The 25,113-nt window shown below is 67.7% G+C and carries 29 protein-coding genes and 1 tRNA gene; 15 read left to right on the forward strand and 15 right to left on the reverse strand.

Annotated features, from left to right (window positions below):
* Positions 1 to 101 precede the first annotated feature (101 nt).
* The 3 genes from SOM19_RS14930 (at position 102) to SOM19_RS14940 (ending at position 2,140) form a co-directional block, all read left to right on the forward strand.
* The gene (locus SOM19_RS14930; RefSeq protein ID WP_320487374.1) at positions 102 to 743 is read left to right on the forward strand and encodes a nitroreductase family protein; all 642 of its coding nucleotides are present in this window, start codon (positions 102 to 104) and stop codon (positions 741 to 743) included.
* Positions 744 to 887: 144 nt separating this feature from the next.
* Positions 888 to 1,727 carry a YhjD/YihY/BrkB family envelope integrity protein gene (locus SOM19_RS14935; RefSeq protein ID WP_320487375.1) on the forward strand — a complete coding sequence of 280 codons (840 nt, stop codon included), beginning with the start codon at positions 888 to 890 and terminating at the stop codon, positions 1,725 to 1,727.
* A 110-nt stretch (positions 1,728 to 1,837) separates the two neighbouring features.
* Positions 1,838 to 2,140: a hypothetical protein gene (locus SOM19_RS14940; RefSeq protein WP_320487376.1), complete on the forward strand. Its 303-nt coding sequence runs from the start codon at positions 1,838 to 1,840 to the stop codon at positions 2,138 to 2,140.
* 35 nt (positions 2,141 to 2,175) lie between these two features.
* Here SOM19_RS14940 and SOM19_RS14945 read toward each other — a convergent pair whose 3' ends face one another.
* The 5 genes from SOM19_RS14945 to SOM19_RS14965 form a co-directional block, all read right to left on the reverse strand.
* The gene (locus SOM19_RS14945) at positions 2,176 to 2,901 is read right to left on the reverse strand and encodes a Type 1 glutamine amidotransferase-like domain-containing protein (protein ID WP_320487377.1); all 726 of its coding nucleotides are present in this window, start codon (positions 2,899 to 2,901) and stop codon (positions 2,176 to 2,178) included.
* A complete protein-coding gene (locus tag SOM19_RS14950) occupies positions 2,898 to 3,023 on the reverse strand; it encodes a hypothetical protein (RefSeq protein ID WP_320487379.1) in 126 nt (41 codons plus the stop codon). The genes SOM19_RS14945 and SOM19_RS14950 overlap by 4 nt, the downstream gene beginning before the upstream one ends.
* Positions 3,024 to 3,076: 53 nt before the next feature.
* Positions 3,077 to 5,689, reverse strand: coding sequence for a metallophosphoesterase (locus SOM19_RS14955; protein WP_320487381.1), 2,613 nt, complete (start codon positions 5,687 to 5,689; stop codon positions 3,077 to 3,079).
* A 197-nt stretch (positions 5,690 to 5,886) separates the two neighbouring features.
* Positions 5,887 to 6,651, reverse strand: a complete 765-nt coding sequence (locus tag SOM19_RS14960) for a LysM peptidoglycan-binding domain-containing protein (RefSeq protein ID WP_320487382.1) — start codon at positions 6,649 to 6,651, stop codon at positions 5,887 to 5,889.
* Positions 6,648 to 7,655, reverse strand: coding sequence for a helix-turn-helix transcriptional regulator (locus tag SOM19_RS14965; RefSeq protein WP_320487383.1), 1,008 nt, complete (start codon positions 7,653 to 7,655; stop codon positions 6,648 to 6,650). The genes SOM19_RS14960 and SOM19_RS14965 overlap by 4 nt, the downstream gene beginning before the upstream one ends.
* A 63-nt stretch (positions 7,656 to 7,718) precedes the next feature.
* On the opposite strand from SOM19_RS14965, the gene SOM19_RS14970 reads away from it, so the two are divergent.
* Positions 7,719 to 8,855 carry an epoxide hydrolase family protein gene (locus SOM19_RS14970; protein ID WP_320487384.1) on the forward strand — a complete coding sequence of 379 codons (1,137 nt, stop codon included), beginning with the start codon at positions 7,719 to 7,721 and terminating at the stop codon, positions 8,853 to 8,855.
* Between the two features lie 90 nt (positions 8,856 to 8,945).
* On the opposite strand, the gene SOM19_RS14975 is transcribed toward SOM19_RS14970, so the two are convergent.
* Positions 8,946 to 9,515 (reverse strand): GrpB family protein, encoded by a 570-nt coding sequence (locus tag SOM19_RS14975; RefSeq protein WP_320487385.1) that lies wholly within the window; start codon positions 9,513 to 9,515, stop codon positions 8,946 to 8,948.
* Between the two features lie 189 nt (positions 9,516 to 9,704).
* Between SOM19_RS14975 and SOM19_RS14980 the strand changes: the two genes are divergently transcribed.
* On the forward strand, positions 9,705 to 10,667 hold the full coding sequence (locus SOM19_RS14980; RefSeq protein ID WP_320487386.1) for an arginase family protein: 963 nt from the start codon (positions 9,705 to 9,707) through the stop codon (positions 10,665 to 10,667).
* Positions 10,645 to 10,908, forward strand: a complete 264-nt coding sequence (locus tag SOM19_RS14985; RefSeq protein ID WP_320487387.1) for a hypothetical protein — start codon at positions 10,645 to 10,647, stop codon at positions 10,906 to 10,908. The genes SOM19_RS14980 and SOM19_RS14985 overlap by 23 nt, the downstream gene beginning before the upstream one ends.
* 186 nt (positions 10,909 to 11,094) lie before the next feature.
* Here SOM19_RS14985 and SOM19_RS14990 read toward each other — a convergent pair whose 3' ends face one another.
* On the reverse strand, positions 11,095 to 11,994 hold the full coding sequence (locus SOM19_RS14990) for a DUF808 domain-containing protein (RefSeq protein ID WP_320487388.1): 900 nt from the start codon (positions 11,992 to 11,994) through the stop codon (positions 11,095 to 11,097).
* A gap of 239 nt (positions 11,995 to 12,233) precedes the next feature.
* Between SOM19_RS14990 and SOM19_RS14995 the strand changes: the two genes are divergently transcribed.
* From SOM19_RS14995 to SOM19_RS15010, 4 genes are all read left to right on the forward strand, one after another.
* Positions 12,234 to 13,640 (forward strand): ricin-type beta-trefoil lectin domain protein, encoded by a 1,407-nt coding sequence (locus SOM19_RS14995; RefSeq protein WP_320487389.1) that lies wholly within the window; start codon positions 12,234 to 12,236, stop codon positions 13,638 to 13,640.
* A 128-nt stretch (positions 13,641 to 13,768) separates the two neighbouring features.
* Positions 13,769 to 14,125 carry a PASTA domain-containing protein gene (locus SOM19_RS15000; protein WP_320487390.1) on the forward strand — a complete coding sequence of 119 codons (357 nt, stop codon included), beginning with the start codon at positions 13,769 to 13,771 and terminating at the stop codon, positions 14,123 to 14,125.
* 84 nt (positions 14,126 to 14,209) lie between these two features.
* A complete protein-coding gene (locus tag SOM19_RS15005; RefSeq protein ID WP_320487391.1) occupies positions 14,210 to 15,040 on the forward strand; it encodes a hypothetical protein in 831 nt (276 codons plus the stop codon).
* Between the two features lie 327 nt (positions 15,041 to 15,367).
* Positions 15,368 to 15,829: a GNAT family N-acetyltransferase gene (locus SOM19_RS15010; protein WP_320487392.1), complete on the forward strand. Its 462-nt coding sequence runs from the start codon at positions 15,368 to 15,370 to the stop codon at positions 15,827 to 15,829.
* 94 nt (positions 15,830 to 15,923) lie between these two features.
* Here SOM19_RS15010 and SOM19_RS15015 read toward each other — a convergent pair whose 3' ends face one another.
* Together SOM19_RS15015 and SOM19_RS15020 are read right to left on the reverse strand one after the other, a co-directional pair.
* Positions 15,924 to 16,085, reverse strand: coding sequence for a hypothetical protein (locus tag SOM19_RS15015; protein ID WP_320487393.1), 162 nt, complete (start codon positions 16,083 to 16,085; stop codon positions 15,924 to 15,926).
* A gap of 154 nt (positions 16,086 to 16,239) precedes the next feature.
* Positions 16,240 to 17,265, reverse strand: a complete 1,026-nt coding sequence (locus tag SOM19_RS15020) for an aldo/keto reductase (RefSeq protein ID WP_320487394.1) — start codon at positions 17,263 to 17,265, stop codon at positions 16,240 to 16,242.
* A 309-nt stretch (positions 17,266 to 17,574) separates the two neighbouring features.
* On the opposite strand from SOM19_RS15020, the gene SOM19_RS15025 reads away from it, so the two are divergent.
* Positions 17,575 to 17,970 carry a nuclear transport factor 2 family protein gene (locus tag SOM19_RS15025; RefSeq protein WP_320487395.1) on the forward strand — a complete coding sequence of 132 codons (396 nt, stop codon included), beginning with the start codon at positions 17,575 to 17,577 and terminating at the stop codon, positions 17,968 to 17,970.
* Positions 17,971 to 18,554: 584 nt separating this feature from the next.
* On the opposite strand, the gene SOM19_RS15030 is transcribed toward SOM19_RS15025, so the two are convergent.
* The 6 genes from SOM19_RS15030 to SOM19_RS15055 all read right to left on the reverse strand — a co-directional run bounded on the left by SOM19_RS15030 (position 18,555) and on the right by SOM19_RS15055 (position 22,494).
* On the reverse strand, positions 18,555 to 19,037 hold the full coding sequence (locus SOM19_RS15030; protein WP_320487396.1) for an NUDIX hydrolase: 483 nt from the start codon (positions 19,035 to 19,037) through the stop codon (positions 18,555 to 18,557).
* Positions 19,038 to 19,111: 74 nt separating this feature from the next.
* A complete protein-coding gene (locus tag SOM19_RS15035) occupies positions 19,112 to 19,393 on the reverse strand; it encodes a hypothetical protein (protein ID WP_320487397.1) in 282 nt (93 codons plus the stop codon).
* A gap of 77 nt (positions 19,394 to 19,470) precedes the next feature.
* Complete coding sequence (locus SOM19_RS15040) at positions 19,471 to 19,827, reverse strand: hypothetical protein (protein ID WP_320487398.1); 357 nt, start codon at positions 19,825 to 19,827, stop codon at positions 19,471 to 19,473.
* Between the two features lie 190 nt (positions 19,828 to 20,017).
* A tRNA-Lys gene (locus SOM19_RS15045) sits at positions 20,018 to 20,090 on the reverse strand.
* Positions 20,091 to 20,130: 40 nt separating this feature from the next.
* Entirely contained in the window at positions 20,131 to 21,597 is a 1,467-nt protein-coding gene (locus SOM19_RS15050; protein WP_320487399.1) for a serine/threonine-protein kinase, read from the reverse strand.
* Between the two features lie 231 nt (positions 21,598 to 21,828).
* Positions 21,829 to 22,494 (reverse strand): fasciclin domain-containing protein, encoded by a 666-nt coding sequence (locus SOM19_RS15055; protein ID WP_320487400.1) that lies wholly within the window; start codon positions 22,492 to 22,494, stop codon positions 21,829 to 21,831.
* Positions 22,495 to 22,728: 234 nt separating this feature from the next.
* Between SOM19_RS15055 and sigK the strand changes: the two genes are divergently transcribed.
* The 4 genes from sigK (at position 22,729) to SOM19_RS15075 (ending at position 25,075) form a co-directional block, all read left to right on the forward strand.
* Complete coding sequence (gene sigK / locus SOM19_RS15060; RefSeq protein ID WP_320487401.1) at positions 22,729 to 23,331, forward strand: ECF RNA polymerase sigma factor SigK; 603 nt, start codon at positions 22,729 to 22,731, stop codon at positions 23,329 to 23,331.
* Positions 23,331 to 24,158 (forward strand): anti-sigma factor, encoded by an 828-nt coding sequence (locus SOM19_RS15065; protein ID WP_320487751.1) that lies wholly within the window; start codon positions 23,331 to 23,333, stop codon positions 24,156 to 24,158. Before sigK ends, SOM19_RS15065 begins: the two co-directional genes overlap by 1 nt.
* Before the next feature lie 96 nt (positions 24,159 to 24,254).
* The gene (locus SOM19_RS15070) at positions 24,255 to 24,602 is read left to right on the forward strand and encodes a helix-turn-helix transcriptional regulator (protein WP_320487752.1); all 348 of its coding nucleotides are present in this window, start codon (positions 24,255 to 24,257) and stop codon (positions 24,600 to 24,602) included.
* Positions 24,603 to 24,667: 65 nt separating this feature from the next.
* The gene (locus tag SOM19_RS15075; RefSeq protein ID WP_320487402.1) at positions 24,668 to 25,075 is read left to right on the forward strand and encodes a VOC family protein; all 408 of its coding nucleotides are present in this window, start codon (positions 24,668 to 24,670) and stop codon (positions 25,073 to 25,075) included.
* The last annotated feature ends 38 nt before the right edge of the window (positions 25,076 to 25,113 follow it).

Raw genomic sequence — 25,113 nt, forward strand, 5'->3', positions numbered from 1 at the left:
GATCGGACCCTTCTGCGCAGGGTCGGCCCCGGCGTCACATTGCTTGTTCGCAGCGGAGACGCCTTCGGATTGGTGGTGCGCACGAGCGATAGCCTCGGCCTATGAGCGACGTCCTCCCCTTGAGTCCCGACGAGCTGCTGACGACGACGCGCTCCGTGCGGCGAAGGCTCGACCTCGAACGACCCGTCCCGGTCGACGTCGTCCGTGAAGCGCTCGAGGTCGCGCTCCAGGCGCCGACGGGGAGCAACGCCCAGACATGGCACTGGATCGTCGTCACCGACCCCGAGAAGCGCCAGGCCATCGCCTCGCTGTACGCCCGATCGTTCGCCCGGTACCGCGCATCCGGCGCCCGGGCCTACGCCGACCCGACGCGTCAGGCGGTGCAACAGCGCGTTTCCTCGAGCGCCGACTACCTGGCCGAGCACATGCGAGAGGTCCCGGTTCTCGTGATCGGCGCGATCTTCGCGGGCGCTGAGGAGTTCGAGCCCGGAAGTCAGGCCGGTCTGTGGGGATCGCTTCTCCCCGCCGCCTGGAGTCTGCAGCTCGCCCTGCGAGCGCGTGGCCTCGGCAGCGCGTGGACGACCCTGCATCTCGCGTACGAGCGTGAGATCGGAGAGCTCCTCGGCATCCCGCCGACCGTGCGCCAAGGCGTGCTGCTGCCCGTCGGGTACACCGTCGGTACGGACTTCCGACCCGCGCACCGGGCGCCGCTCGACGAGGTTCTGCACATCGACGGCTGGTGAGGGTGCGGCGGCGCGGCACAGAATCTGCGGTCTGGTCGCCGGTGTTAGCCTCAGACCGCTTCAGCATGAGTCACCAAGCGAGGGTGACATCGGGTGAATGGACCACGTGAGGTGCCCATGGGTCGTTGGACCGTGAACCGCGTAGTGAGAACCGCCGCCCGCACGGTACCGGGACAGGTCGTGCTGCGGGTCGGTCGAGACCTCGGCAACCTCGCGCTCGTCGACCGGAGCATGACGCTGGCCGCGCACGCGTTCACGTCCATTCTGCCGATCCTCATCGTCGTGGGCGCGCTTCGGGCACGAATGGAACCAGGCACCGGGCCGGTCTTCGCGGAGCACCTGGGCCTGAACCCGGCCACCGCCGACATCCTGGAGCAATCGTTGCCCGGGGAAGCCCAGCAGCTGCGGGCGACCGGGATCGTGGGCATCGTGCTCCTCGTCATCGCGGCGACGTCGTTCGCGCGCGCGCTGGAACGGTGCCTCCGAACGATCTGGCACACGCCGACGGTGAGCATGAAGTTCGCGTGGCGTTGGCTCGCGGCTCTCGCGGCCGTCGTCATCGGACTGGCATTGATCGTGAGTGCGCGTATCATTCTCGTCGGCGACAGCGTGATGCCGGTGATCGAGTTCGTCGTCGAGATCGCGGTATGGACGTCGCTGTGGCTGGTCGCGACGTGGATCGTCGTCAACCGGCGCATCAGCATCCGCGAACTGCTCCCCGGGTCGGTGCTCGCCGGCATCGGGTTCGCGGTGGCCGGCTTGGTCGGACGCGTCATCCTTCCCCCGCTCCTGGCCGATTCCGCGAATCGGTTCGGCGTCCTCGGCATGGCGTTCACCTACATCGGCTGGCTCCTGGTGCTGGCCGGAATCCTGCTCGTCTCGGCGACCGCCGGTCGTGTCCTGTACCTCACCTGGGGCGGGAGCGCCTGGCGCGGCTCGTCAGCGACGATGACGCGACGAGACACTCCCCATGTCGATCCCTGATCGCGTATCCGCGCGCAGGGGCTGGTCATAGACTTCATCAACACACCGCGGATGCGGCTGGCGATCGACAACGTCGCCGACACCTTCATCATCTCGCTGATGATCGCGGTGTGACACAGTTCGTACTGCTGGGAGTGGACATGAGTGGCGAATGGCATCGTAAGCACCTCGGAGACGACGTGCCGGAGCAGGCTTCCGGTGAGGAGACGCTGTTGGGCGCCGCAGGAGACGAGGTTCCCCCGGGGGGCGTCGTCGCGGGCTCGTTCAGTCAGGAGTTCCCCGGCGCCGACCCGTACGCGGGCATCCCGGCCGACGAAGTCGGCCTGCCGCCGCTCAGCGAGGCCGAGCAGGAGGCCGTGGCGCGCGAGGCGGACCGGCTCGCAGACGACCCGGATGTACGCCGCAACCTCTGAGCTGCCGTCGGGAGACTGACGATCCCGGGGCGCCCTCAAGCGCCGATCGTGGAAACCAGCACGCCGCCCTCGGCCGGCAGCACCCGCCAGACGCTGCCTGTGCCTTCGACCCGGAGCCCGCCATCGCCCACGATCAGGGCGGTGCGCTCGTCGATTCCGAGCCCACCCGGGACCAGCCCGGACTCGACGGCGGCGACCAATCGGGACAGCATCCCGCGCTCGGCCACGTGCACCTCGATGGCCACGTCGACGAGGCCGATACCGGCCTCGATCTCCAACTCGTCGCCCGCTTCGCCGGCGTCCTCGGGTGAGACGACCACGCCACCGATGCGCGAGCCGCCTCCGAGCGAGCCCTCCGCCGCGATCATCGCGCCGGCGGAGACGCCGAGGTAGGGCACACCGCCGGCGACCAGCCGGCGCAACTCGCCGAATACCGGCTCGAGCCCGGCTCGCACGTCCTCGACGACGCCGCCCCCCACCGCGATGCCGTCGACGTCGGCGATCGCGCCGAGCCCGATCGGCTCGCCCGGCCGCCCCGCGGTCAGGTGCACATCGATCGCGGGTCCCGCTCCGGCCTCAGCCAGAAGCTCACCCAGCGCCGCCGCCTTCTCCTCGGGCTCGGGATGCAGTGAGATTACGGCGACGCGCGGACGCGCGCGGCCCGCGTGACCTGCTCGCAGCTGCGCTTCGGCGACGAACGGCGCGTAGAGCGAGGCATCCGCACTCGTGGTCGCGCCGCCGCCGATGAGATGCACGCTCACGCGGCACGATCCCCGGCTGCGACCGCAAGCGATGGTGCCGCGTCGCGGAACTGGTGCCAAGTGGGGATCTCGCGGGGGAACCCGTCGACGGCGGTGCCCGCGTCGTTCGCATCGAAGGTCATCCGAGGAGCCTACGCGGGTCGGAGTCTGGGCGGTGCCGCGCCGGCCGAGGCGGTCACGGCTGACGCATCGCCTCCAGGGTCGCCGTGAACGAGACTCCTGGAGTGGAGCGGTAGTTCAGGTGCGTGGACGCCGAGATGACGTTGCCGCCGGCGCGCAGCAGCGAGGCGGGCACCTGGATCACGAGCGGGCTGGCCGTCGCAGCGGCCAGGCTCGGTGCGGCAGTCGCATACGTCGTCGCCGTAACGGATCCGGCCGGCATGCGCAGACGCCCGACCTCGGTTCCGTTCAGATAGACGACGACCCCGTCGTCGCCGCGCACCGTGAGCGTGATCGCCGAGTGCGCGCCCGGGTCGGAGACCGTGAATCCGGTGCGGAAGATCATGCTCAGCGGGCGCACGGAGCCCGGGGGCACGTCCACGACCGTCGCCACGCCGGCGCCGAACCCGAGGGGGGCGGGCCCTTGATTCCACGCCGCGGCGTCGAACGCGGTCGATGTCCAGCCGGTCGGCCAGGCGCCGGCCTCATAGCGGAACCGCCACGACGCATTGCTGGCGACGAGGGTGACCGGCACCGGCTCGGTCGCCGGCGGAGTGGTCACGGTAGCCGTTGCCGCAGGCGAGCGGGACCCGTCCGCGCCGAGCGCCGTCACCGAATACGTCAGCGTCGACCCGGCCGGCGCCGTATTGTCGGTCACGCTGCCGGAGGATCCGGTCCCCTGCAGGGTCGGGCCGCCCGTGCGAGTGACTTCCACCCCTGCGACGGCGCCTCCCTGACCGGGCGACCACGAGATGACGACGGACCGCGCACTTGTGGCGGTCGCCGTGACGATGGGCGCTCCGGGCGGAGGCGGTGGGGAAGGCAGCTGGACGGTGGCAGAGGCCGCCGTCGAGCGGCCCCCAGGCCCCACGGCGACGACGCTGTACGTCACGGATGAGCCGGGGTCCAGACCGGTGTCGACGTACGAGCCGGATGCTCCCGACGCCGTGACCGTCGTGCCGCCGCGCGAGATCTCGACGCCCGTCGTCTCCCCTCCGCCGCCCGCCGACCAGTCGACGCGCGCGGAAGTCGCTGAGAGGGCCGTGGCCGAGACAGTGGGAGCGGCAGGCGGATCGACGGGCGGCTCCGATTCGGCGCGGCGCGCGGTCATGACGAGATCGAAGCTGCTGTCGGCTGTGCCCCGGTAGTTGACGTGCGCGGATGCGGCGATCGTGTTCGCACCTTCGCGCAGCAGAGACGCGGGCACCGTGAAGACTGTCGGCGAGGCGGTCGCCGCGCTCGTGCTCCGCACCGCGCTCGCGTACGTCGAACTCGTCGGAGTGGTCGACTGCAGCGAGGCCGAACCGACGAGCGTGCCGTTCACCCACACCGCGACGCCGTCATCCGCACGTGTCGTGACCTGCACCTGCGAGAGCTCATCCACGTCATCGAGCTGCACCGTGTGACGGAAGATCATGGCCCGCGCACGATCCGTCGTCGGGGGAGCCAGGTCGATGTTCGTGGTCACGCCCGCGCCCCACCCGAGCGGCGCGCGGCCCGCTGACCATGGGGCATCGTCGAACCCGACCGTGTTCCAGGCGGCCGGCCAGCTTTGGACGGAGTTGCGCCATTTCCACGTCGAACCTCCGGCGACGAGCACCTCGTCCTGTCCAGGGGTCAGGTCGACGGGAAGCGTGAAGCGGCTGCCGGCATCCGTCTCATACTGCGCGAGGCTCGGGGAGTAGGTGTACGCGTCGACGGTGCCCGCGCCGGGATTGAAGGTGTAGTACCGCAGCCAGCCGTTCCCGCCGTTCGCCCGGCTCTGGTAGTTGGACAGGATCTGATGGACCGGCTGACCGCAGTCGTTCGCGTCGGTGCGCCGAGCCTCGCCGATGTCGCCGTCATGCCAGTGCCCGTTGACGACCATGAAGATCGCGCAGTTCTTCGTGACGAACTGGTTCCACAGCGTGACCGCCGAGGTCGGCGTGACATCCGTGCGGATGACGTGCGTCGAGCGGGTCCCGCCGGTGTTGATGAAGCCGTGCGTCGCGAGGATCACCTTGCGATCCGGGTGAGCGTCGAGCACCTTCTGCGCCCAGCGCATCGAGTAGCCCGGTGACTCGAACTCGAGGTTCAGGATCAGCAGATCGACGCCCCCGACGGTGAGCAGGCTGAAGTTGTCCTTGTTCTTGCGATCGATCTCATCCGGTCCGAACAGGTTCTGACCGAGGTAGCCGCCGTACGAGACCGACGGCGAGTTCCAGGACGCGCCGGCGTACCTCGACGGCGGGAAGTACGTGTCGAAGGTGCTGGACTGACCCGTCGTGATGTCCAGGTCGTGGTTGCCGGGCAGGACGGAGTTCGGGACACCTGCGTCGTCGAGGGTCTTCATGTTCCGGCTCGCGCGCTCCCAGTGATTGACATTGGGCCACGACTCGACGAGGTCGCCGACCTGGATGACGAACTTCGTGTTCAGCGAGGCGCGGGAGTCGACGATCCACTGGGTCTGAGCGCCCATCGTCGCCTCGTAGGTCGATGACACGGTGTAGCCCTGCGTGTCGGGCAGCACGACGATCGTGAACGTCTCATCGACCGCTGTCGCTGCCGGAGCCCCGAGCAGACTCCCCGCGACGACCGCGATCGCTGATGCCCATGCTGTCAGCGTTCGCCGACGCCCTGCCTTTCGCATCCCCATGCGTGTCCCCAGACTTCTTCGTCTGCGGCAATCCCTACACCCGAATCTTGACCACCGCAAGGGTATGGATGTTGGCGGCCCGCCGCCGTATAAGAGCGTCCGTCAGAACGGCCAGTCGTCGTTCATCATCGCGATCGACCCTGCCGCGAGGATGCTCGGCTCGACTCGACGCGCCGTCGGTGGGCTGTGGCCTAAGGGAACATCTGGCGCAGCACGTGAAGGTCGCCGCCGTCGAGCGCCTGCGCGATCATGTCGGCGTGTGCCGGGTTGGGGAACATGCTCGACAAGCCGTCGGCAAAGATCGCGCGCATCGCCTCGACGTCGCCGGCGTCGGCCGCAGTGCCCATGGCCTCGATCGCAACCTGGTACGGGATCTGCCGGTAACCGGCGGGGGCGCCCGCAGGGATGAGGTACGGCACCCACGGGATCGAACGGTCCGGGTGGAGCAGCAGCACCTCGCCCGGCTGAATGGTCCGCGTGTGGTTGAGGTCCGCGATCGTGAGCGCGTTCGCGATGCAGAACCGATCGCCGATCGCGTAGAGCGCGTCACCGGGCGCGACGGTGTAGGAGACGATCCGGCCCTCGTCGTCCAGCCCGGCCGTGCCGGCCGCGAGGTCGCGCGCGCCCCGGTCCACGAGGTCCCCGCTCAGGCTCGCGCTCATCTCGCCCTGGTGAATCCAGGCCGGGTCCTCGCACCCGGCAGGGCTGCCCTTCGGGATGGCGGTGCCGTTGCCGACGTACACGTAGCCGTCGCCCAGCTCATCGATCGTCTGCTCGCCGACTTGGTCGCCGTCCTCCTCGGAGGCCGGCTCGGCGGTTCGCCGCTCGGTCGGCTGGAAGACCGCCCAGGCCGACACCTCAGCGTAAGCGGCCGATACAGACGGCACGGCGAGGGCGACCAGGCCGCCGACGACGAGCACAGCGACTCCGGTGGTGACCTTGGCGGCGAGGTTCATCGGGACGAATCTACTGCCGCGAAGTGTCCGAGGGCCAGGTTGGCCGAATGACCGTCATTGCCGGCTGCGCGGCCGAATCTCGTCGCCAGGCGCTCGAAGGCCATCTTCAGCTCGTCGCCCTCGATGACCTCGATGTCGGCGCCGAGCTGCGCCATCCGCAGGGCGAGGGCGTCGGGGTCATCTGAACCGAGCTCGACTCGAGATGTGGAGTCATCGATCGCCTCGACGTCGACCGGGATGCCGAGTGCGGCGGCGACCTTGGCGGCGGGGGAGTGGACCACGACCCGTGCGCGGTACTTCCAGCTCGCCCGGACGATGCGTCGGACGACGTGTTGGACGAGATCGTCCTCCGCAATCATGCGAGGACGGAATCGCGCCCCCGTCGGCCGGTGCGGAACGATCCGATCGACGCGGAAGACTCGCCAGTCCTCGCGGTCGAGGTCCCACGCGAACAGATACCAGACGGGTCCCCAACTCACGAGCCTTTGCGGCTCGGTGTGGCGCACCCCTTCACCGCCGGCGTGAGTCGTGTAGCCGAACCGGAGCCGTTCATGGCCGCGGATGGCCGAGGCCACCGCGTTCAGCACCGAGAGATCGGGTCGGGGTTCGGTTCCCGGGACGACGCTGGTCGACTCCCGTATCGCATCGACGCGCCGTCGGAGGCGTGACGGCATCACCTGCTCGAGCTTCGCGAGCGCGGTGAGCGAAGTCTCTTCGACGCCGAGTCGCCAGATCGCGACCGCACCCAGTCCGACCGCGACGGCGACGGCCTCGTCATCGTCGAGCAACAGCGGCGGCATGGCGGTGCCGGCGGCCAGCCGATAGCCGCCGGCGACGCCGGGACGAGCATCAACGGGATAGCCGAGCGATCGCAGCTTCCCGATGTCGGAACGCACCGTTCGCGTGCTCACCTCCAGCCGGGTGGACAGCTCTGAACTCGTCCAGTCGCGTTTGAGCTGCAGCAGCGACAGCAATTCGAGCAAGCGGGCCGATGTCTCCAGCATGTTCTCGATCATTCCGGAGATTGCGGAAGCTATCCTGCCGCATCGCTTGGAATGGTCGATGGCATGAACACGTCCACCTCACTCACGCCATTCCGCATCGACATCTCGCAGACCGACCTCGACGACCTGCACGACCGACTCACCCGCACCCGCTGGCCTCTCCCCACGCCAGACCGGGATGACCCGAGGGACTTCAGCCGCGGCATCCCCCTGACGTATCTCCAGGAGCTCGCAGACTACTGGCGTGATGAGTTCGACTGGCGCGCGCAAGAGACGAAGCTCAACCAGTACGAGCAGTTCACGACCGTCGTCGACGGCCAGACGATCCATGTCGTGCACGTGCGATCCGCGAATCCGGCCGCCACTCCGCTGCTGCTGAACCACGGCTGGCCCGGCTCGTTCATCGAGTACCAGCGGCTGGTCCCGCTGCTGACCGACGAGTTCCATGTGGTGATCCCGTCGCCGCCCGGATTCGGCTTCTCCACTCCGCTATCGTCCAGCGGCTGGGAACTGGCAAGGACGACGGATGCCTACGCCGAGGTCATGACACGGCTCGGCTACGAGCGCTACGCGGTGCACGGCACCGACATCGGTTCCGGCATCGCGGGCCGCCTCGCGGCTCTCTATCCGGAGCGGGTGATCGGCACGCACCTCGGCTTCGACCGCGCCGTGCTCGGATTGGTGGGTGTCATCTTCCCCGCGCCCGAAGGCCTGACGGACGACGAGGCCGGCCAGCTCGCGACGCTGCAGGCTGTCAGCGCCGCCGAACGCGGCTATCTCGAGATGCACAACCACCGACCCGACACGATCGGACCGGCGCTCACCGATTCACCGGCCGGCCTCCTCGCGTGGATCGGCGAGAAATTCAAGGTGCGGAGCAAGGACGGCCATCAGGCGCCGGTCGTCGACCGTGACCAGCTGCTCACCACCATCAGCCTCTACTGGTTCACGCGAAGCGGCGCCTCGAGCGCGCAGTTCTACTACGAGTCCGAACACTCCGAACTGGCGTTCGCTTTCGCCGAGGGGGTGCCGTCAGCGTGGGTGGCATTCGACACCCACCCGCTCATTCGACGCACCATGGACCCGTGGAACGCCGTCGACCGATGGACCGACCACGTCGAAGGCGGCCACTTCCCCGCGATGGAGGAGCCACAGTTGCTCGCGGACGACATCCGCGGCTTCTTCCACGGCATGTCCTGACTCCTCGATTGGGCCGGCGGCTTCGCTTCGCCGGCCCGATCGGCGTGTTACCTCGTCGCCCTCAGCCCGGGCGCGTCGCGGCCACGGAAGTCAACTCGGCTCCGGCCCTCCGAGCGGCCAGGCCGGATGGGCGTCGGGCGGCACGCTGAAGATTCGGGAGTAGATCTCGTCGATGACGTCGTTCTTGGCCAAGTTGTAGGAATCGGGGTCATCGACAGTGGAGGCGGCGAGGGCTCTCTTCGTGGCCCCGTACAGTTCCCGATCGTCCGGATGGGCCCGTAACCAGTCTCGGAACAGGAGGTGACGCAGCGGTTCCGGCGCCCCGGCGGGGAAGACGTGCGGGTTGATCTGCCCGTCTTCGCTGACGAGCATTCGGTGGCCGTTCCACCACGGCTCGCGAAGCACGTGGGTGTAGCCCGCTTGCTCGAGTGCTGGGACGTACGTTTGCTCGGCTTCCGAGTCGTGGACCTGTAGGTCGATGTCGATGATCGGCTTGGCAGGCAGACCGGGCACCGACGTAGACCCGACGTGTTCTATCTGGATGACCTCGTCGCCGAGCACAGCAACAACGCGATCTGCCTCGCGGCGGTAGATGTCCGGCCATGCCGGATCGGGCTCGACCACGAGGATGGGATCGAACAGCGGCGCGTGGCCTGCCACCCAGCGAGCGTTCTGCTGGTCTGCGTTCCCGACGGATCGTTCGGTGATGTGGCGTGGATAAGCGGACACGAGCGCTCCTCGGGGATAGCGAAGTCAATCAGACCAACGGGCACATTCCCTACTAGCTCCATACAACTGGATCGGCGGGAGGATCATCCAGTGTCCTCGGTACCTGGCAGTGTCGACTGCATGGAGCGGCTTGCAGCATCTGCGCGTGAGGGCGCGGGCGCATCCTCACCCTGGGGGATCGTAGGCGCCCCGTCCAGCGCCGCAGCGCACTGGGCAGGGATCGAAAAGGCACCAGCCGCGCTGCGATCGGCCGGACTCGTGGATGCGTTGTCCGACGGATCCGCTCCGGTTATGGACTTCGGTGACCAGGAGGTCGCCCAGTGGGCCGCACTGCGAACGGGGAACGGGGTAAACAACGTCGATGCGGTACGCGCGGTCCTCGACGAGACCCGTCAGCGCATCGTCAATGTGCTGCGCGAGAACATCCGCCCGTTCGTGATCGGTGGAGAGTGCACGCTGGCCGTCGCGATGGTGAGTGCGTTCGCCGAGTGCGGTCGCGATGTGGGAGTCGTGTACGTGGACGGTGGGCAGGACCTCATGACGCCCGACGACAACCGCGAGGAACCGATTCTCGACGGCATGGGTGTCGCGCACATGCTCGACCTTCCCGGCACGGAGGGCACCATTTCCGGCATCGGCCCGCGGCGGCCGCTCCTGCGGGACTCAGACATCGTCTTCCTCGGGTACTCCGACGAGGAGGAGGACATCCATGACGTTGTGCACAGCGAGCGCATCCCAGCGTCCGTCGTCAGCGCCGATCCTGAGGCGGCCGCATCCCGTGCCCTTGCCGCGCTCAGCGCCGCCAGCATTGTCATCCACATCGATGTCGACGTGCTCGACTTTCTGCAGGTCCCCGCCGCCGACATCCCGACCTACGGGCGAGGACTCTCCATTGAAGACCTCACCGCCACTCTCCGGATCCTCTTCGCCGACCCGCGCTGCGCCGGCGTGCTCCTTGTGGAGTACAACCCCGATCACGACCCGCGGGGACTCGCTGCCGCACAGCTCGTCGAGATGATGCGAGTCACAGCCCGACACGAAGCCCCGCTATCGTCGGGGAATGGACAACCCGAGCCTTCGTGACATCGAGCTGCCGAGGATCCAACGAGCAAGCGTCGACTTCTGGATCGGCAAGATCCAGTATTCGATCACCGCTGACCAACCAGACGCCTGGAGCGTCTTCGAGTTCAGGCGCGCTGCGCGCCGCTTCGACCGCATCGGCGAGTTCGTCGAACGCAACGGTTCCTACTACGAGTTCACCGAGACCGACGGAGTCTCCGCTCGACCCCAGGACTGGCGCAAGCTCGTGAACAGCTTCATTTGATTGGCTGGGCCGAGGCTGCCGCGCTTTCGTGCCGGACGTAGCGATCGGGTCTGTGCGCAGGCAGGTGTCCCTCACCGGGCAACGATGACGCGATGATCTTCGAGGACCCGAAGGGGTCCGTCCCGGCGGCCGCGTGATCGGGGGAAGTGGCCCGATCGCCCGAATGGAACGCCGGCTGTCAGGTCCTCAATGCGAGGCACCTACATCTGCCGGCGGACTGCGCTTCACGATCCTCATCACCGCGAACACGATCCCCGCGATGATCAGGCCGTACACCAGGCCGAACACGCCCGACAACGCTGTGTCGGTGATCCACATCGCGAGCGGCCCGAGCGACTCGACCGCGTGCGCCGCGTCATGCAACAAGTCGTGCGGGCCGTGCCAGAGGGTCTCCGCCAGGTTGGTGATGACCAAGTGGCCACCCACCCAGAGCATCGCCACGGTGCCGACGATGCTGATGACTCGGAAGACCGTCGGCATCGATCGCACGATGCCCTCCCCGGTGCTGCGCACGCCGCGCGCCGGGCTGGCCGCCATCCCCAGCCCGATGTCGTCGATCTTGACCAGGAGCGCTACGGCACCGTAGACGAGAAGCGTCATCCCGAGACCGATGACGACCAGAGCGCCGAAGGTCATCCAGATCCCGAAGTCCGCGTCGAGACTGGCCAAGGAGATCAGCATGATCTCCGCACTCAGGATGAGGTCTGTCCGGATGGCGCCGAACACGAGCTTGCGCTCGTCCCGCGGCTCATCCTGACCAGGGCCGTGGTGAGCGCCGAACCATTCCATGACCTTCTCAGCGCCCTCGAAGCAGAGGTATGAGCCGCCGAGAATGAGCAGCCACGGCAGCACCCAAGGCGCGAAGGCGGTGAGCAGGAGAGCGACGGGGATGATGATCACGAATTTGTTGACGAGACTGCCGATTGCGATCTTGCCGATTATCGGCAACTCCCGTGCGGGAGTGACTCCCTGCACGTACTGCGGGGTGACGGCCGCGTCATCGATCACTACGCCGGCGGTCTTCGCGCTCGCCTTCACGGCAGCGGTCAGGATGTCGTCCACGACTGCGAGCAAACCGACCGACAATTCATGACCTCCGTTGTGAACCTTCGACGCGCAGGCGCGGGCCGATCGACTTCCAGCACGCTAGTGCAGGCATCCCTCATCGACAATCGGGTTGCATTCTCAGTGTTCGCGGGGGTTACGGCCTCGAGGGGGTGGTTGTTTGCGCAAACAGCCTGGGATAACATGGCAGCGTTATCGCCTATGTTTGCGCAAACATAGACATCGCGGGGCACTGATGCGCCGCGGCCGATTGGAGATCAATGAAGAAATCACTGGGCCTCGCGACCGTCGCAGCCCTTCTCATCGCTCTGGCCACCCCCATTCCCGCGCTCGCGCTGCCGTCTACGGGTCCGGCCGGCACCAGCGAATTCCGGGGTGTGAACTGGGCCGATCCACGCGACAATTACGCCGACGACGAAGTCGTGCCGTCGGGCTTGAGCACCGCAGACGACTACCGCCTCACGTACGCCAAGGCGTCAGACATCGTGTCGGAATACCGTCACGAGCTCAAAGCCAACACGGTTCGCCTCCCGATTAATCCGGCAAGCGTAGGCACGGCCTGGTGGGACTCCTACCAGGGCGCCATCGACGCTGCCGCGCGCCACGGATTTAAGGTGATCCTCAGCTACTGGGAAGCCGACAACGCGAAGGACGGCCGGGTGGACAGCCCATCCGCCTTCGACGCCATGTGGGACACCGTCGTGGCCAAGTACGGCAAGAACCCCCACGTGTACTTCGAGATCATGAACGAACCCTTCGGCTACACCCTTGACGAGTGGGTCTCGGTGGCAACCAACTGGCTCGGGGACCACTCCGAGGTTCCGCGCAAGCGCGTGGTTGTGTCCGGGACGGGCTACAACGATGACGTGACAGGTGTTGGCGCGGTAACCGAGCTGGAGGGAACGCTCCTCTCTCTGCACTTCTACGGATTCTGGGCCGATCACACGACGGAGGCTGAGTGGAAAGCGAACCTGCTGCCGCGGATCGGCGAATACGGGTGGCGCACGATCGTCTCGGAGGCTGGCTCGCCGATGACGACCGGCTTGAACTACGGCAACCACGAGGGCGATGTGTACACGTCGTATCTCGGCGCCCTCACTGAGGTAGCCCGGGATCAGGGCATGGGGCTGGTGTACTGGCCGGGTCTGCGGACGGGCGATGCGTACACCCTTACAACCCTCGTGGGTGACGGTGACCTAGAGGTGACCAACCAGAGCGGCCTGGCACAACTGCAGTGGGGCTGGGGCGTTCTCAAGGCGGAAGAGCTCAACGATCTGCCCGCCGCCCCTCCAGGCGAGCCGCTTGTCAGCGTCCAGCATGACGTGTGCGTAGACGTGCCAGGCTTCTCGACTACCGCCGGTACGACCCTCGGCCTCTGGTATTGCAACGGGGGCGGAAACCAGTCGTTCAACTGGACCGCCGACAAGCAGCTGTCGATCTACGGAGATATGTGTGTGGCACCGGTCGGTGCGGCCACCGCGGGCAGTCAGCTCATGATTGCCGATTGCACCGGGAGCAGCGAGCAGCAGTGGGAACTCGCCGCCGATTCCACCATCAGCAGCGTGGCCGCTCCCAACCTCTGCTGGGCCACGCCAGAAGACCAGTGGGGCGTGACGCTCGCACCGTGCGACGCCACCGCTCCGACCCAGCAGTGGAGGCGCGGGTAGCCACCGCCCCCATCGGGCGCGCCTGCTCCATGAGGGGCAGGCGCGCCATCCCACTGGGCCCGCGGCACGCAAGCCGGTCTTCGCTCGGGCGTATAGGTGGCCGCTGACACGGGCGTAGCCTCGGAATCATGACAGAGCGGTTCGCGGGTCAAGTGACCGTGCCCGACGTCGTCGGGCTTCCCTTTCATGTCGGCCGCGATCTGGCCAACGACGCGGGCGTGACGCTCGCCAACCCCGATCCAGACGGCCCGCCGATCGGTGCACTGGCGTGGCCGGGGCTCTACTACATCACCTCGCAGAGCCCAGCGGCAGGAACGACGGTGTACCGCTGGGATTCTGTCGCAGTGGAGATCGTTCCCCATGGCGAAGCGGACTCCAACGCCGTGGCACTTCCTCATGAAGTCCCGCCTGCCGACCACGGCCACGCCCATCCGCAACACGACACATTCATCGATCTCACCGACTCTGACGATCACGGTCACTGACCCCCGGCGTATCGCACGGCCGCACCCCAGGTGCAGGGGATCACGCGTGTGGCGGCCTGCGCCGTGGGGGTGGAGAATGCGCCTATGACGGCCGAAGAAGGGGTTCCCGAGGCGTCGGGCGCCGAAGACGTCACCCGCCTGACCGATGCCCAGCGGTCGCTGCGGGCGCAGATGCTCGCGACGGAGCACTGGAGCCTGCTTGCCTCGCGCAGCACGACTCAAAGCGAGGTGCTCACCCGCATTGCGATCTTCTTGACCCTCGTTTCGGTCGGGCTCTTCGCCCTCGGCGTCATGGGCAACGCGACTCAGTTCCGCGGCTGGTTCGGCGTCGCTGCGCTCGGCGTGCTTCTGCTGCTGGTATTGCTGGGACTCATCACCACCGTTCGCGTGCTCAATACCGGCACCGAGGACCTCGCGCACGTGCTCGCCATGAACCGACTGCGGGGCGCCTACCTCGACCTCGATCCCGGAATCGAGCGTTATCTCATCATGTCGGCGGCCGACGACGACGCCGGAATGAGGAGAACCTACTTCCCCTTCGCCAACCGCGACCGATCGCAGGTGCTCGGCAGCTCAATGCTGCTGATCGTTGTCGTCGAAGCGGCGATCACGGGGCTGTTCGTCGCCAGCCTGATCATCGCGCTGTCGGGGTGGATCGGGTGGGCAGTTGCCGCAGGCGCGCTCGTCGGACTGACCACGGGAGCACTCTGGATGCGGCGCGGCTACAAGGCCTACCGGCACGCTCTCGACACGCATCAACCCCTGCGCCGGACGAGCGCGGCACAGCCCGCCGACCGTAGGGCCGCGCTCCCCGGTCCCGCGAACGCGGGCGGCGCCGCGGCTGATGCGCCGGTTGGGAAAGCGGCCATCCATGCACCCGGCTTGCGCCGTTCCCGCCGCACGCCCCCGGACTGAGCCGTCCGCCGCCCGAGGCGTTCACGTCTGCTCCGTACCGGGGTGCGACGTGCGGGGCGCCTCTACCCTGTCGCGCCGAACGGGCATGGTGGTGCCGAGTCGGGCACGACACGACCGGCCGCACCGTGTCCGCTCGGCGCAACGTGCCCCGCTCGAACGTGTCGTGGTCGACCCTGTGCAGGACGAGCTTCGGCTGTAGCCGAAGTTGCCCTCGATGCTGAGGTTAAATCGCGCGTACGGCGTTTTCAGCGCGTATCACCGTTCCCACGCGCACGCTGTTCTGGACCCCACTGACCCGCACCAGCGGTAACCCCTTATCGTGAGGTCATGATCGATGATCTCCGCATCCGCCCGATTGACTTGGCCGATGCGGGTGAGGTGTTCACCCTCCAGCGGGCGGCGTTCATCGAGGAGGCCCACCTCTACGAGACGATTGAGACACCAGCACTCACCCAGACCTTCGACGAGCTGAAGGCCGAACTCGCATCGAACAGCGGTTGCGTGGCGCTTGTCGGATCGCGGATGGTTGGTTCGGTCACCGCACGAATGGTCGGCGACGTTCTCAGGATCGGGCGGCTAGCGGTGGTCCCCGACATGCAGGGCCGGGGAATCGGAACACGGCTCCTCGAAGCCGTCGAGGCACGATGGGATGCAGCGGAGGCCACGCTTTTCACAGGCGCGCTCAGTGTCGCGAACCTCCGTCTATACAAACGCCAGGGCTACGTCGAGACACATCGGGTCACCTTGCCGGCGGTAGAGCTCGTCTACCTTCGCAAGCGACTGCGCTAACCACCTGTTACAGGTCGATCAGGCACGGCTCAGTCCTTCATCGAACCGAGAACGTCCTTCATCGAGCGGCTGATACCCAGCTCTCGAGGGCGCGTCAGAACGAGGGTGTGTCAGGGAGGGGAGGCAGGACGGCGAACCAGACGGTCGCGCCGACGAGGCGGGTCAGCAGTGCAGCCGCCGTAGTGATGGGAACAACGCCGAGCGGGGAGATCCCGAGCTTCTTACGGAGCACGCTGATCGTGATGGTCCACGCCATCTGCGACAGCCCTGAAGGCCTCTGTCCGTCGAGTGTGAGACTGCGTTCCTGGCTAAAGGGGAGTTCGCTCGCTCACGGTCGTCATCCGGGCTCGAACCGGCAGCGATCGCCCTGCGCGCAGAGTCTCATCCATCGCTTTGCGGGTGGACCGAGGTCAGTGCGGACGTCGTCGAGCGGCCGGCGCCAGGGCGGGGTTGTCGAAGGAGTTGTCGACGGGGTTGATGGTGGTGCCGGGGGCGACGATCTCATCGATCCGGTTCAGCACGGCCGGCTCGAGTACGACGTCTGCCGCGGCCAGCTGACCCTCGAACTGTTCCATGGTGCGCGGTCCGATGATCGCTGCTGTGATCGCTGGATGATTGAGCACGAAAGCGATGGCCATCTGGATGAGGGTGATGCCGGTTTGGTCGGCGAGCTGCGCGAGGGCCTCGACGGCGTCGAGCTTGCGTTGGTTGGCGGGCTGTGAAACGTCGAATCGTTCCGGGAGCCGGCTGGCACGAGATGAGTCCTGCTGGCCGCTGTCCTTGCGCCAGCGTCCGGACAGCCAACCGCCGGTGAGTGGGCTGTACGACAGCACGCCCATGCCGTGGCGCTGGCAGGTGGGCAGAATGTCATCCTCGATCCGGCGGACCAGTATCGAATAGGCAGGCTGCTCCGTGACGAAGCGCGGCAAACCACGCTCACGGGCCAACCACTGGGCTTCGACGATCTGGCTGGCGGGGAAGGTAGAGCCGCCGATGTACCGGACCTTGCCCTGGTGGACAAGGTCGCTGAGAGCACCCAGGGTCTCGTCGATGTCGGTGTCGGTCCGCGGTCGGTGTACCTGGTAGAGGTCGATCCAGTCGGTGTCCAGGCGGCGCAGCGAGTCCTCGACGGCCCGGAAGATCCAGCGTCGGGAACTGCCCTGGCGGTTGGGATCCTCGCCCATAGCGCCGTGGAACTTGGTGGCCAAGATGATGTCGTCGCGGCGGCCCTTCAGAGCCTTGCCGACAATCTGCTCGGACTCACCCTGCGCGTAGACGTCGGCGGTGTCGATGAAGTTGATACCGGCGTCGAGAGCGGCGTGAATGATGCGAATCGACTCGTCGTGGTCAGCGTTGCCCCAGGCGCCGAACATCATCGCGCCAAGACACATCTGGCTGACCGAGACGCCGGTGCGCCCGAGCATGCGCTGGTCCACACAGCTCCTCTCGACGCCGGTCGTCCCATTCTTGCCGCTCGGTCTTAGGCGAGGCAACAGAGAGGCCGACCAGTCCGCGGTGTCTTGCGGGCTGGGTCAGCCGAAGGCAGCCTCTCGTGTGATGGAGATGGCGGTCATGGCCTTGCGCCGGCCGACGACCGAATAGCGGTCGCCATACGGGCGGACGGTCGGCGCAGACCACCGTCGGGAGCGGCACAACCGGCCGCATCCCTGCCGTTTGACTACGCGGAGAAACGAGCGGCGAGGCTGTGCCTTGCACTCGCCGTGATCCCACGGGAGCATGACGGCATGTGGGATCGCGAAGCTGCGGCGGACGCCGCGCGTGAGTGGATGGCGCGTTACGTTCTCGCATGGGGGACCAACGACCCAGACGACATTCGCTCGCTGTTCACGGCGGATGCGGAATATCGCGATGGCCCGTCCACGGCGCCGTGGGTCGGGCACGACGCGATTCTCGATGGGTGGCTTGGTCAGAAAGATGATCCCGGCACGTGGTCGTTCGAGTATGAACTCGTTGCTGTCGATGGTGATGTCGCGATCATCCGAGGACGGACGAGCTACCCGGCCGCGACTGAGAAGAGCCACCACTACGACAACCTCATGGTCATCACACTCACTGCTGGTCGCGCCCGATCATTCACCGACTGGTTTGTGATCCCCGATGACAGCCAAACCGACGAGTAACGGCGGCGAGCATCGCTCTCTCAGTACGGCCCAACTAGCTGGATGCGCGGGATCACCGTGTCCAGCGCGCCGCTCGCTCGGCGGTCCGCGAGCGGGCGCCGCTTCCACGTGTGCAGCGGGAGTCGAACCCGTTACTCACTCTGCACGCAACGAGCGCGCTATGGCGCCAGACCACGAGGAGTCGGGCTGCTGTGACGGCTCACCTGGAGACGCCTTGTCCATCCCGGTCTACGCCAAGATCGCCCGGCGTACCGTCGAGCCATGACTGAAGCGCGCGCCAATAATGAACCCATCGAAGAGCCGCCGGCCGGTACCGACCAACTGGCGGCAGACCTCCGCGGTGGAGAGCAACTGACAAACGACGATGAGGCACCCGCAACGGGTGATGACGCGTCCGAGTCGTAAACTCGTCTCGGCATGGAACGCCCGTCGATCAGCGATCCAGTGGCGACGCTTGCCGTCGGGTTTGCACGCCGATCTGTCGTTGACAGCGACGGCGATCCGGAGATGCGCGGGCGCTGCATTCGCGGCACCCCTGGAGCCCCAGCGCTAGCAGCTGAAGCCATGCGCCGTCGGAGGGTCGCTCAACGAACGACGTCGCGTGTCCGCCTCGCGATGGCCAGATCAAGCGCGGAGTGCTTCGATGGCGGACTGTCCAGTTCCAGCCACGCCACCTCGAGGAGCTCATCGGACACGTGAACGGACGGGGTGTCGACGAAGCTCACCCGATAGACAGCTGCCAACTCCCGGCGGGGAGGGTTGAGCAGCTCGAACGCGGCCAGCCCTACCCACTCCAACTCGTCAGGGTGGACCACAAGCCCGGTCTCCTCCAGGACTTCTCGGACAGCCGCCATCCGCGGTGTCTCGTCTGCGTCGATCATTCCGCCGGGCAGCTCCCACTGTTGGCGCCAACGGTTGAGGCCGAAGAGGACCTTCGATGAGCAGGACGCGACCACCAACGACAGGGGGCACGGAACACCGCCCACCTGCTGGGCCGTCGGCTCGGCAGTGGTGCTTAGTTCAGTTAGGCGCTGGCCATGTGAGTCGACCGCGAGCGGTGCATCCATCGCCCCAACGTGGCACGACGGCGAGACGAAGTCGACTCCCACGGTACGTACGCCGGTCGCTGAGCGGGCGGCTCCTAGGTCGCGGAAGATGGGCGTCGTTTGGCGCCTGCGCGCTGGCCGAGCAGGAACGCGACCGCAAGCATTCCGATCGTCAGCAGGATGAACCCGATGATGGTGACACGGGAGAGGAAGACGACGCTTCCATCCGGAGTGAAGGTTGCATTGGCGAGTGGTTGATAAGCGAACCAGCCGAACGTCACTGGCGTGAGCAGTCCCATCACAACCACAATGACGCCCACTACGACGAATGTGCCTGTTATCGCCCACGCGGCGGCGGCTCGTCTACGCTCCATCACGCTCCGACAATACAGACCGCGCGCGGCACCATCGGATTCCGCTCGGCGCGGACCCGGCCTGCGACGAACGCCAGCCTTCAGTCGCCGTCAGCCGCGCCGCCATCCGCTTCTGCGGCGGAGAGCTCCCCGTGTTCGACGAAGGCGGTTGATGTTGTCGTGGCACCGCCAGCCTGGAGTTTGGCCGACTCGAGAGCCCGCTCTATTGCCAGGTCCATCTCCGATTCGGGATGGACGTGTGGGTTGTCGCTCGACATGATGCCTCCCGAGGTCAGCGTATCCAAAGCCGTGCAGTGCGGGGAGGGGCTGATCGCGAAAGAGTCAGCGCTGGAGTCCAGTGCTCCGTCAGTGGTCTGCCGGCTGCCCACATGCCGGTGCCCGTCGCTGCAGACCGGTCGAGTGGCGAGCTCGGCACGTTTACCCCGCGCGATGAACATGCCCGCTCAGGCGCCTCAATCGAACCGGCCCACCACGCGTGGCCGAGCACCCGCGACGACCTTGACGCCGTTTCCGACGCCCTCGATCACTCCGCGAGCTCCACGAGTGTTGTCACGAGACAGAATCGAGGCAGCAGAAAAACCCCCGCGATCCCAGTGCAATCCAGGAATCTCGGGGGCTACGCAGGAGTGGGCCCCGTGGGGCTCGAACCCACGACCCGCGGATTAAAAGTCCGATGCTCTACCGACTGAGCTAGAGGCCCGCGTCATCCAGCCTAATGGCGTCGAGGTGCGCGCTCGCTCTCAGCCACCGTTGCCGTTCCCGCCGTTCCCGCCGCCATTGCCGCCGCCGTTCCCGCCGTTGCCGCCGCCGTTGTTGTTGCCGGGTCCGCTGTTGCCGTTCCCGTTCCCGTTCCCACCGCCTCCGCCGTTGCCGGACCCGGTGTTGGTGCCTGCGGGCTGCTCCTCCGTTGGAGCGGGCGCCTCCGGCTCGGTCGGCGCGGCACTCGGCTCCGGCGAGGGCTCCTCGACGACCGTTTGCGAGGGCAGCGGCTCGGGCACAGCGGCGGCCTGGGCCGACAGCCAGATCGCGGTGGTGGCCCCGGCGAGGACGAGGAAGGCGAGGAGGAGCGCCGTGAGGATCATGAGCCGGCGCGACCGGGCACCGTCGGGCACCGCGGCGGCGGCCTGCGCGGCAGCCGAGCGGCGAGTCGCCTGCGCGCCCGCCGAGCGTCGGGTCAACGGGGGAGCGGCGTCCACGGGCGACGGACCCGGGAGGCCGACGACCGCGCTCGCCGCAGCGCCAGCGATGAGCCCGGGCGCCAGGATCCTGGTGGGCCCGGTGGCCGCGGTGGGGGCGGTGGCGATGACAGCGGCTCCCTGGGTCGGCACCTCGGCCAGCGCCGCCGGCAGCGGGGGCGCCGAACCCAGCGCCAGGCGCTCGGCCACGATCGCCACTTCGAGCGCCGTCGGCCGGTCCTCGGGGAGCACGGACGTCATCCCGCGCAGCAGACCGCGCCATTCCGGTTCCAGCGACTCGGGGACGTCGGGCGGGTGATCCAGTCGGGCCATCACGGCGCCGATGCCCTCGGCATCCGCAAACGGGCGCCTGCCGGTGATCGCCTCGATCAGCAGCAGCCCGAGGGCGTAGATGTCGGCGGCCGGGGCGGGCGGTTCGCCGCGGGCCTGCTCAGGAGCGATGTAGGCGACCGTGCCCACCATCAGGCCGGGAGTCGTCATGCGGGCCGAGTCCAGCAGGTGCGCGATGCCGAAGTCCGCGAGCTTCGCCCGCCACTCGCGTCCGGGGAGGGGCGACCTCCACAGCAGAACGTTGGACGGCTTGATGTCGCGGTGAACGATGCCGGCCGAATGCGCCACGTGCAGCGCCTCGGCGAGGTCCACCGCGACCGATGCGACCTCTCGCGCAGGCAGCGGACTCCGCGCGATCCGCTCGCGCAGGGTGAGTCCCTCGACGTACTCCATCACGAGGTAGCTGACGTCGTCTTCGGAGATGTGGGCGTCGAACAGCGTCACCAGGCAGTGATGGTTCAGAGCCGCCAGCAGCGTCGTCTCGGTGCGCGCCCGCTCCACCGACGCGATGGCGTCGACCTGACCTCGCAGCACCTTGATGGCGACCGTGCGGCCGAGGGCTTCGTCGTGGGCACGGTAGACGCGCGCCATCCCGCCCTCGCCGATGCGTTCCTGCAGCAGATAGCGATGGTCCAGAAGCTCGCCGGTCGACAGATCACCGGCCTCACGCAGATCGGTCAAGGTTCCTCCCCACTCGGATTCCACGTCGTGAGGGAGCCGATGGAGTCCGGGCGATTTTGACACTACCTACGCGCACATATTGGCCGGATGCCCTTGACTCTCGGCCCGATCTGAGGCATGCGCGGGTGCGAAAACGACCGCGGCGCGAAAACGACGAAGCCGCCGGTGCCACCTCGCAGGCACCGGCGGCCGCGCCGCCCCTCTATCGCCGGCCGGAAGCCGGCGACCGAGTCACTCGGTCGGAGGCATCAGCACCGCGTCGATCAGGTAGACCGTCGCGTTGGCCGTCTGCACCCCGCCGCAGATCACGCTCGCGTCGTTGACCATCAGGCTGTCGCCGCTGCCGGTCACCTCGAGATCTGCGCCCTGCACGGTGGTGTGCATACCCTCGATGTCGGCCGGCGCGATCTGGCCGGGAACCACGTGGTAGGTGAGGATCGACGACAGCGTCGCGGTGTCGGTCTTCAGCGCCTCGATGGTCGCGGGGTCGATCGCGGCGAAGGCCTCGTCCACCGGTGCGAACACCGTGAACTCGTCACCGTTCAGCGTGTCCACGAGGTCGACCTCCGGGTTGAGCTGTCCGCTCACCGCAGCGACGAGGGTGGTCAGCAGCGGGTTGTTCGAGGCGGCGGTGGCTACCGGGTCGGCCGACATGCCCTCGATCGAGCCGCCGCCGTCCGGCACGGCCTCGGCGTAGTCGGCGCAGCCGGGTCCGACCAGGTTCGCGGCCGGGTCCATCGCCATGGGCTCTTCGGACTCTTCGACGGCGGGCGTCGAGGGCTCCTCGGACGGCTCGGCGGTGGACGCGCCACCCATGGAACACGCTGACAGTGCGAACGTCGCGGCGATGGCAAGGGCCAGGCCCGCCGAGACACGCTTGCTGGTGATGCGAGACATGACTTCCTCCTTCATGAGGTCCGTGCGGACCGTGATCTACAGGTCCCCGGTGTGGGGAGCGTGGCCGCTGGGAGCGGCTACAACGGGCTGTTCGGAGGTGCGCGGCGAATGGATTGGAAATCGGCATCCGGTGTCCGCACGGCCACCCCGCGCAATCCGATGCCGGTCCCGACGCGAACAACAGCCGAGCTCACGACGGCGCGGCCCAGTCGGTCAGGCGGAGGGGAGTAGGGCATGCTGGTGGACATGGTGATCGACGGGATCGACGTGCCGGAGGACGGCGCCGAGCCCATCGACCATGCCGGTGAGCTGCTCCAGCGCGTCGCGCAGGGCGATCAAGGTGCCTTCGCCCGCCTGTACGACATGCTCTCGCCCCGGGCCTTCGGCCTCATCCTGCGCGTGCTCGTCGACAGATCGCAGAGCGAAGAGGTGCTGCAGGAGGTGTTCCTGGAGGTGTGGCAATCCGCATCGCGCTTCGCTCCGAACAGAGGTCAGGGCCGGTCGTGGATCCTCACGATCGCGCATCGCCGGGCGGTCGATCGAGTGCGATCGTCGCAGGCGAGCACGAACCGGGACGTGCGTGCCGGCCTGCGCGATCTGGATGTCGCGCATGACGGCGTGGCCGAGCAGGTGGAGCTGCGGGTCGAGGGGGCGAAGGTCGCGACGGCACTGACGGCTCTGCCGGAGGCGCAGCGCGAAGCCCTCACACTGGCATATTTCGGTGGTTACAGTCAGAGCGAGATCGCGGTGCTCGTGGGGGCGCCGCTGGGCACGATCAAGACCAGGATGCGGGACGGACTGTCTCGCCTGAGGGCAGAGATGGGGGTGACCGCGTGATGGACGAGCAGGAGTTCGCCGAATACGCCGCAGGCTACGCGCTGAACGCGCTGTCGCCCGCAGATCGGCAGGCCTTCGAGACCGCGCGCGCAGCGCACCCCGAGTGGGAGCACTGGATCGAAGCGGATGCTGCGACCGCCGCCGCGCTCGCGGACTCGATCGACCCCGCCCTCCCGCCCCTGACGCTGCGCTCCACGCTCCTGTCGCGGATCGCGACGATGCCGCAGGTGCCCGACCTCGACGCGGCGGTCGCCGCCGCGGCACCGAGTCCCGGGGCCGAACGTCCCGTCGCCGCCGAGCACTCCCGCGACGACGCGGTCGTCGACCCCGCGCCGACCACATCGACCATCCAGGCGATCTCGCGCCGCAACTGGACGCGCGGGCTGCTCACGCTCGCAGCCTCGATGGTGCTGCTCGTGTCGCTGGGCTTCGGCGCCGTGTCTCTCAACCAGTACATCAACCGACCCCCTGAGGTGGCCGCGCTGCAGGAGATCGAGGCCGCGCCCGACGCCCAGGCCGCGACAGCCGAGCTCGCCGAGGGAGGCACCGCGACCGCCCACTGGTCGGAGTCGCTCGGCAAGGCGGTGCTCGTCTCGGACGGCCTGCCTCAGATCGCCGAGGATGAGAGCTTCGAGCTCTGGTTCGTCCGCGACGGCGGAGCCGTGTCGGCCGGAACGTTCGACCCCGCCGAGGAAGGTGCCTCGACGGCGGTGCTCGCCGGAGCGATGGAGCCCGGCGACGTGATCGCGGTGACCGTCGAGCCGCAGGGCGGTTCGCCGACCGGCGAGCCGTCGACGGAGCCGATCGTCACGATCCCCACGGCCTGACGCCGCACGACCGCGCGCGCCCGGTAGCGTGAGAGGGTGGCATCCGCTCCGCAGACCACCCAGACCCTCGCGCACCTCCGCCGTGCGCGCGACCTCATGGACCGCGACTTCGCCGAACCGCTGGACGTGCCCACTATGGCCGCCAAGGCCCTCATGTCGCCGGCCCACTTCTCGCGGGAGTTCAAGCTCGCCTACGGCGAGACCCCGTACGCCTACCTCATGACGCGCCGCATCGAGCGGGCGATGGCGCTGCTGCGGGCCGGCGCGTCGGTGACGGATGCCTGCACCGCGGTCGGGGCGACCTCACTGGGGTCGTTCAGCTCCACCTTCAGCGAGATCGTCGGCGAGACGCCGAGCGCCTACCGCTCGCGTCCGCACGACGCCGCCGAGGCGATGCCGCTGTGCATCGCGAAGATCCTCACGCGGCCGGCCAGATACGTCTGACCCCGCGTCGCGAACGAGCAGGATCGGAGAAGCGCGGGCGCCTGCGGCTGGCTAGCGTGGCATCCATGTCCCGTATCTCTCTCGCATACTGCCCCATCACCGTCGACGACGTCGAAGCGGCGCTGCCCTTCTACCGAGACGGTCTCGGCCTCGAAGTCGTCAACGACGTCTCCTACGACGGACACCGCTGGCTGAGCTTCGGCTTCCCCGGTCAGGAGGGTCTCGCGGTCGTCTTCTCCGACCCGACTGCGGGCCGCTCGCCCGAGGACGGCGACGCGCTGCAGCGGCTCGTCGTCAAGGGCTCGGGCCCCGGCCCCTACGTCTTCGCGACCGACGACATCGACGCCACCTTCGAGCGGCTGAGGGCCTCCGGCGCCGAGGTGCTTCAGGAGCCGATCCAGCAGGACTGGGGCCCGCGCGACTGCGCGTTCCGCGACCCCGCGGGCAACCACATCCGCATCAACCAGTCCTGATCGCGCCCACGCGGCCAGGAAGCGACATGTGCCTGCCG

The sequence above is a fragment of the Microbacterium sp. CFBP9034 genome (assembly GCF_034045255.1).
In the GTDB taxonomy this organism is placed as follows: Bacteria; Actinomycetota; Actinomycetes; order Actinomycetales; family Microbacteriaceae; genus Microbacterium.